We start from the raw sequence: 6,395 nt of genomic DNA on the forward strand, positions 1-6,395 counted from the left end.
TACAACCTCTAAGGGGAGCACATGAGCAACACCGCCTACCAGCTGGTGGCCCTGGCTATCTACTTTGCCGCCATGATCGCCATCGGCATCTGGGCCAAGTCCAAGAACAAGAACCTCGACGACTACGTCCTCGGGGGCCGATCCCTCTCCCCCACCGCAGCGGCCCTCTCTGCCGGAGCCTCGGACATGTCCGGCTGGCTGCTCATGGGCCTGCCCGGCGCCCTCTACATCACCGGCCTGGCCGAAGCATGGATCGCCATTGGTCTCACCATCGGCGCCTGGCTCAACTGGAAGTTCGTCGCCCCCCGCCTGCGCTCCTACACCGAAGTTGCCGGTAACTCAGTGACCGTGCCCTCCTTCTTCTCCAACCGCCTGCGCGACTCCAAGGGCCTGATCCGCATCTTCGCTGCCCTGGTTATCCTGATCTTCTTCACCTTCTACGTCTCATCCGGTATGGTCGCCGGTGGCGTCTTCTTCCAGTCCTCCTTCGGCGGCAACTTCCACACCGGCATGCTCCTGGTTGCCGGCATTACCATCGCCTACACCCTCTTCGGCGGCTTTTTGGGAGCCACCTACACCGACGTCGTCCAGGGTCTACTCATGCTCACCGCCCTGATCGTGCTCCCCCTCATGGCCCTCTTCTACGTCGGCGGCTTTGAGGGCCTAGCCACCACCATTGAGGCCGTCAACCCCACCGCCCTCTCCCTCTTCGCCGGAACCACCACCCTCGGTATCCTGTCATCCGCCGCTTGGGGCCTGGGCTACTTCGGCCAACCCCACATCATCGTGCGCTTCATGGGCCTGCGCTCAGCCCAGGACGCTGCCGCTGGCCGCCGCATCGGAATCGCCTGGATGATCGCCACCCTGGTCGGCGCCATGAGCGCCGGCCTCATCGGTATCGCCTACTTTGCCCGCCACCCCGAAGCAACCCTGACCGATGCCACCAACGCTGAATCAGTCTTCCTGGACATGTCCCAGATTCTGCTCCACCCCCTCCTGGCCGGTTTCGTCCTGGCCGCGGTGCTAGCAGCCATCATGTCCACCCTCTCCTCCCAGCTGATTGTCTGCGCTTCAGCCCTAGCCGAAGACCTCTACAAGCTCACCAGCGGCGGCAAGGACCTCTCAGACGCTAAAGGCCTCTGGCTTGGCCGGGCCGGTGTTATCGTAGTAGCCCTCATCGCTATCGCCCTAGCCTGGAACCCCGAATCCTCAGTGCTCGGCCTGGTAGCCTTCGCCTGGGCTGGCTTCGGTGCAGCCTTCGGCCCCGCCGTGCTCCTAGCCCTCTACTGGCGCAAGTTCACCGCCGCAGGTGCCGTAGCAGGCATGGTCACCGCTACCATCACCGTCTTCGCCTGGGGCTACAACGACACCCTCTCTGGCCTCATGTACGAAATCGTGCCTGGCTTCCTCGTCAACCTGCTCTTCTCCTACATCGTGTCAGTGGCCACCTACAAGGGTGATTCAGCTGCCGCCCAAGAGATCAGCGAAGAGTTTGACCGCGCGGTAGAACTCTCCCGCTAACAGCTTCATCTGGGTCAGGACGCCGCACCCCACTCCCCTGCCTGCAGGTAGGACGGTGGGGGCGGCGTCCTCACTTTTTCTCTGTACGAAGAAAGCAGCCCCGGGGCTCCCCTGGGTAGACTGGTGGCTATGACTAACGAACTTCCTGCCAAGGTTTCTGACATTTTCGACCCCTACCAGTGGCGCCTGGTGGAGGGCTTTGAAGACCTGACCGACATCACCTACCACCGCCAGGTGGAGCGCAACGAGGCCGGTGAGATCCTGCGGGATCTACCGACCGTCCGCATCGCCTTCGACCGGCCCGAGGTGCGCAACGCCTTCCGTCCGCACACCGTCGATGAGCTCTACCGGGTGCTGGATCACGCCCGCATGACCTCCAACGTGGGTACCGTACTGCTGACCGGCAACGGCCCCTCAGCCAAGGACGGCGGCTGGGCCTTCTGCTCCGGCGGCGACCAGCGCATTCGCGGCCGCGACGGCTACCGCTACGCCGAGGGTGAGACCCGCGATTCCATTGACCCGGCCCGGGCAGGCCGCCTACACATCCTGGAGGTGCAGCGCCTGATTCGCACCATGCCCAAGGTGGTTATCGCCCTGGTGTCGGGTTGGGCTGCCGGTGGCGGTCACTCCCTGCATGTGGTTGCGGACCTGACTATTGCGTCTGAGGAGTACGGCAAGTTTAAGCAGACCGACGCGACCGTGGGCTCTTTTGACGCCGGCTACGGCTCTGCCCTGCTGGCCCGCCAGGTGGGTCAGAAGTTTGCCCGCGAGATTTTCTTCCTGGCCAAGGAGTACGATGCCCAGCGCATGTACGAAATGGGCGCTGTGAATGACGTCGTACCCCACGCTGAGCTGGAGGCTAAGGGCCTGGAGTACGCGGCCCACATTGCCCGTCAGTCACCGCAGGCGATTCGTATGCTCAAGTTCGCTTTCAACCTTCCGGACGACGGCATGGTCGGCCAGCAGGTCTTTGCCGGTGAAGCCACCCGCATGGCCTACATGACCGACGAGGCCGTCGAGGGCCGCGACGCCTTCCTTGAGAAGCGCGACCCCAACTGGGAGAACTACCCCTACTACTTCTAGGTCTTACGCGAACTGCGGGGATTTTTTCGAGATGCGGATATTCTTACCGCATCTCGAAAAAATCCCCGCAGTTCGCGTTTTAAGAGGTAAGTCTGATTGCCACTTAATGTATAGAGCACACCAATACGCAGCAGAAGATAGAATCCCCACACCACTTCGCTACTCAATCCTCTGCAATGGTTTAGAGTTGATACACAGTCACCATTTCCACGCACTTTCTTCGAAGAGTTCCATGTCCACTACCCCTGGCTCACCCAAAAACCTACGAAGCGATATACAAGCCCTCCGAGCAATCGCCGTCACCCTCGTCATCGCCAACCACTTCTGGCCCCGCCACCTCACCGGCGGCTACATCGGCGTCGACATCTTCTTCGTCATCTCCGGCTACCTCATCACCCTCCACCTCCTCAAAGAACTCACACAACACAACACCATCAACCTCAAACACTTCTACGCAAGCCGAGCCAGACGACTCCTCCCAGCAGCCCTCTTCGTCGGCACCATCTCCTTCACAGCCACACTCATCCTCACCCCACCCAACTACTGGACACGCACCGCCTGGGACTTCTTCGCCTCAAGCGCCTACTTCCACAACTGGAACCTCTACACCGCAGCAACAGACTACTTCGCCCAAGACAGCAACCCCACCGTATTCCAGCACTACTGGTCCCTCTCCGTTGAAGAACAGTTCTACCTCATCTGGCCAGCAGCACTCACCCTCGTGTTCATTGCGGCAGGTGCAATCGTTTCCTGGCTCAAGACCAGCCAATCATCCAAGGTAGTAATTATTGGTCTATTCATGGCCCTCTGTGCTGTCGGATCGCTACTTCTTGCCTACAGCATGGTCGAAGCTAACCATCCTGGTGCATACTTCAGCACTTTCACCCGTGCCTGGGAGTTTATGGTTGGTGGCCTTATCGCTCTCGGAACACCCCTGTTAGCCCGACTACTTCCCCAAGACAGTGAGCCCGTTTTTATCACCCTGGTTCGTAACATTGCCCAGGCCGTGGCTTACCTCGCCATCGGGGTATCTGCCTTCCTCTTTACCGGAACCGCAGGAGTACCAGGGCCAATTACTCTGGTTCCCGTCCTTTCAACAGCCCTCATCATTGCTCTAGGCCCAACCACTTTCATCCCCTGGCTTCGGGCCCTCGTTGAGTGGCGCCCTGTCCAGTTCACCGGTGACATTTCCTACTCTCTCTACCTCTGGCACTGGCCAATTGCAGTCCTCTTACCCTTCATCCTGCAACAGCCAGTGACCTGGTGGATGTATCTTCTTGCACTTATCCCTACCTACCTGCTGGCCTTTGCCACCCAAAGACTCATCGAGAACCCCTTCAGGTTTAAAATCCGTGCTCTCCATCAGCCCAGGATTGTATTCCTGAGTGTACTTTCAACCCTCGCGCTTGTAGCCGTTTCTGCTTTCGGAGCTAACCTCTACGCTCAGCACACAGAACAGCAGCAAAAAGAAGCGCTGCAAGCTATGCTCTCTGGCGAAAGCAGCCAGCCCTGCATCGGGGCTCTAGCGATTTCCACCCCGGATCAGTGCCCCGATATTTTCACTCAAGAACCTTTAGTTGCCCCTGCGGCAGAAGACCAAGCTCCGTGGCATACGGCAACCGATGGCTGCGAAACCTTGACGCAAAGGGATGTGCCTAACGGTGGAGCTCTCTGGAGATTGCATTGCAACTATTCAGATACCACTGATACTTCTTCAACAGTCTGGATTATTGGAGACTCACATGCTGAACAGTGGCGGGCGGCTTTCTTGCCTATTGCAGAGGAAAAGAAGTGGAATCTCACGTACTACACTCATTCCGGTTGCCCCCTCTGGACACGTCCTTTAAGTTTTTGGGTCAATGGAAGTAACTATTCGCCTGTGCGAGACATAGAAACTTCAACCTGCTCCGAATGGTCACAGACTATCCAGGCTGAAATTAAAGAGGCCCGTCCAGATGTCATTATCCTCAGCACTTACTCAACGGTACAGGGCATCGATGATGGCTCCGGAGCTTCGCAGGAACAGCAATATGCCGCTGTTATGAAGGAGACATTCAGCACATGGGATTCTTGGAATCCCAAGGTTATTGTTCTCAAAGATACCCCCACTGCAGGCACCATTGTTGGCCCAGAGTGCGTTAGCGTTTCAGGCGCTGCCTGCCAAGCACCTGTTGAAGAGCTGTTAGCAGCAGACCCCCAATTCGAAGCAGCCCAATCATTAGGGGCAGAAACTATTGATATGACCGAGTACATTTGCCCAGACGGAACCTGTCATGGCGTTATTGGCGGACTTCCCGTTTTCTTCGACACCAACCACCTCTCCAAGAGCTACAGCTTCTCCATGTCAACGCCCTTGTCCCAAAGGTTAGAGAAGGCTCTCGAAGAGTAAAACAACAAGTTGTGGGGTTAACATCAAGATAAGAATCTTTTCTTATACTTGGGTAAAAGCCACACAGTTTATACCCAATAGTTAATCCGAACTTGCCCTACCGCAATAAAGTGACTGGATTAGCAAAATAAATTTCGTCGCGCCGCATACAGTCCAGAAAAAGCACATGACTTCTACCCCCCCCCCCCCGCTTATCTAAAAACCTACGAAGCGATATACAAGCACTCCGAGCAATCGCCGTCACCCTCGTCATCGCCAACCACTTCTGGCCCCGCCACCTCACCGGCGGCTACATCGGCGTCGACATCTTCTTCGTCATCTCCGGCTACCTCATCACCCTCCACCTCCTCAAAGAACTCACACAACACAACACCATCAACCTCAAACACTTCTACGCAAGCCGAGCCAGACGACTCCTCCCAGCAGCCCTCTTCGTCGGCACCATCTCCTTCACAGCCACACTCATCCTCACCCCACCCAACTACTGGACACGCACCGCCTGGGACTTCTTCGCCTCAAGCGCCTACTTCCACAACTGGAACCTCTACACCGCAGCAACAGACTACTTCGCCCAAGACAGCAACCCCACCGTATTCCAGCACTACTGGTCCCTCTCCGTTGAAGAACAGTTCTACCTCATCTGGCCAGCAGCACTCGCCCTGCTCTTTCTGGGAGCATATAAACTCAAGAGGTATCTGAGAGGGAACGATGAGGCTTATTCAAAAGTCCCACCCGCAGCCAAAAACACCAACCCCCGCACCACCGCAAACACCCGCCCATACAACCCCAACGGCCGCCTAAACCCCGTATGAAGAATCCGCCAAGTCTTGATGTGAGCGATAACCCGCTCCACCACCGACCGTAGCCGATTCAGCACCCGGTTATTCCGCCTCTGCTCCCGACTCAGCCGTTGGCCCGGCTTGCGCCTGGCCGGGGTAGCCAACCCCAACCCGATATAGCCCTTATCAGCCACAGTGCTCTCATCAAGATATCTTTCCAAGCCATGATGTTTGAAGGCGTAAGCATCATGCCTGGCCCCGGGCACCGGGTCTGTGATAGCCAGCAACTTTCCCTCCAAGGTGCAAATGACTTGGTGGTTGAATCCGGCTCGTTTGTGCTTTCCAGAGAAATTTGTTTTACCAAGTGAACGCCAATTCCACGTGGGTATCAGAGTCCCGTCAACTACTAAGGACCCGGGTGCTTTGAGGCTTTCTTTCAAAGGCTGAGTCAGCGGAGTGAGAATCTTCTCCAGGGCCTTTTCGATGGTGTTGATAGGGGACTGTCAGGAAAACGGTGTAAACCCTCCCAACCCCAACAGGAGAAAATAACACCATGACAACAGAACACCAACTCGCCCAAAACCTCATCACCCAAGCCAAAGAACAAGGCCTAGACCTCAGCA

At 57.1% G+C, this 6,395-nt stretch carries 5 protein-coding genes; 4 read left to right on the forward strand and 1 reads right to left on the reverse strand.

All coding sequences use genetic code 11. From position 1 onward, the window contains the following. Positions 1-21: 21 nt before the first annotated feature. The 4 genes from putP (at position 22) to L7A15_RS10755 (ending at position 5,805) form a co-directional block, all read left to right on the forward strand. Positions 22-1,521 carry a sodium/proline symporter PutP gene (gene putP / locus L7A15_RS03340; RefSeq protein WP_237208910.1) on the forward strand — a complete coding sequence of 500 codons (1,500 nt, stop codon included), beginning with the start codon at positions 22-24 and terminating at the stop codon, positions 1,519-1,521. A 129-nt stretch (positions 1,522-1,650) separates the two neighbouring features. Continuing rightward, positions 1,651-2,604 (forward strand): 1,4-dihydroxy-2-naphthoyl-CoA synthase, encoded by a 954-nt coding sequence (locus L7A15_RS03345; RefSeq protein WP_237200174.1) that lies wholly within the window; start codon positions 1,651-1,653, stop codon positions 2,602-2,604. A gap of 232 nt (positions 2,605-2,836) precedes the next feature. After that, entirely contained in the window at positions 2,837-4,993 is a 2,157-nt protein-coding gene (locus L7A15_RS03350; RefSeq protein WP_237212273.1) for an acyltransferase family protein, read from the forward strand. A 251-nt stretch (positions 4,994-5,244) separates the two neighbouring features. Continuing rightward, complete coding sequence (locus L7A15_RS10755; protein ID WP_423817387.1) at positions 5,245-5,805, forward strand: acyltransferase family protein; 561 nt, start codon at positions 5,245-5,247, stop codon at positions 5,803-5,805. Here the strand turns inward: L7A15_RS10755 and L7A15_RS10760 are convergent. Next, positions 5,709-6,212 carry a transposase family protein gene (locus L7A15_RS10760; RefSeq protein WP_369127677.1) on the reverse strand — a complete coding sequence of 168 codons (504 nt, stop codon included), beginning with the start codon at positions 6,210-6,212 and terminating at the stop codon, positions 5,709-5,711. The two genes, L7A15_RS10755 and L7A15_RS10760, sit on opposite strands and share 97 nt — an antisense overlap. Positions 6,213-6,395: the final 183 nt, after the last annotated feature.

The organism is Rothia nasimurium, from assembly GCF_928391935.1.
Classification (GTDB): domain Bacteria; phylum Actinomycetota; class Actinomycetes; order Actinomycetales; family Micrococcaceae; genus Rothia; species Rothia nasimurium_D.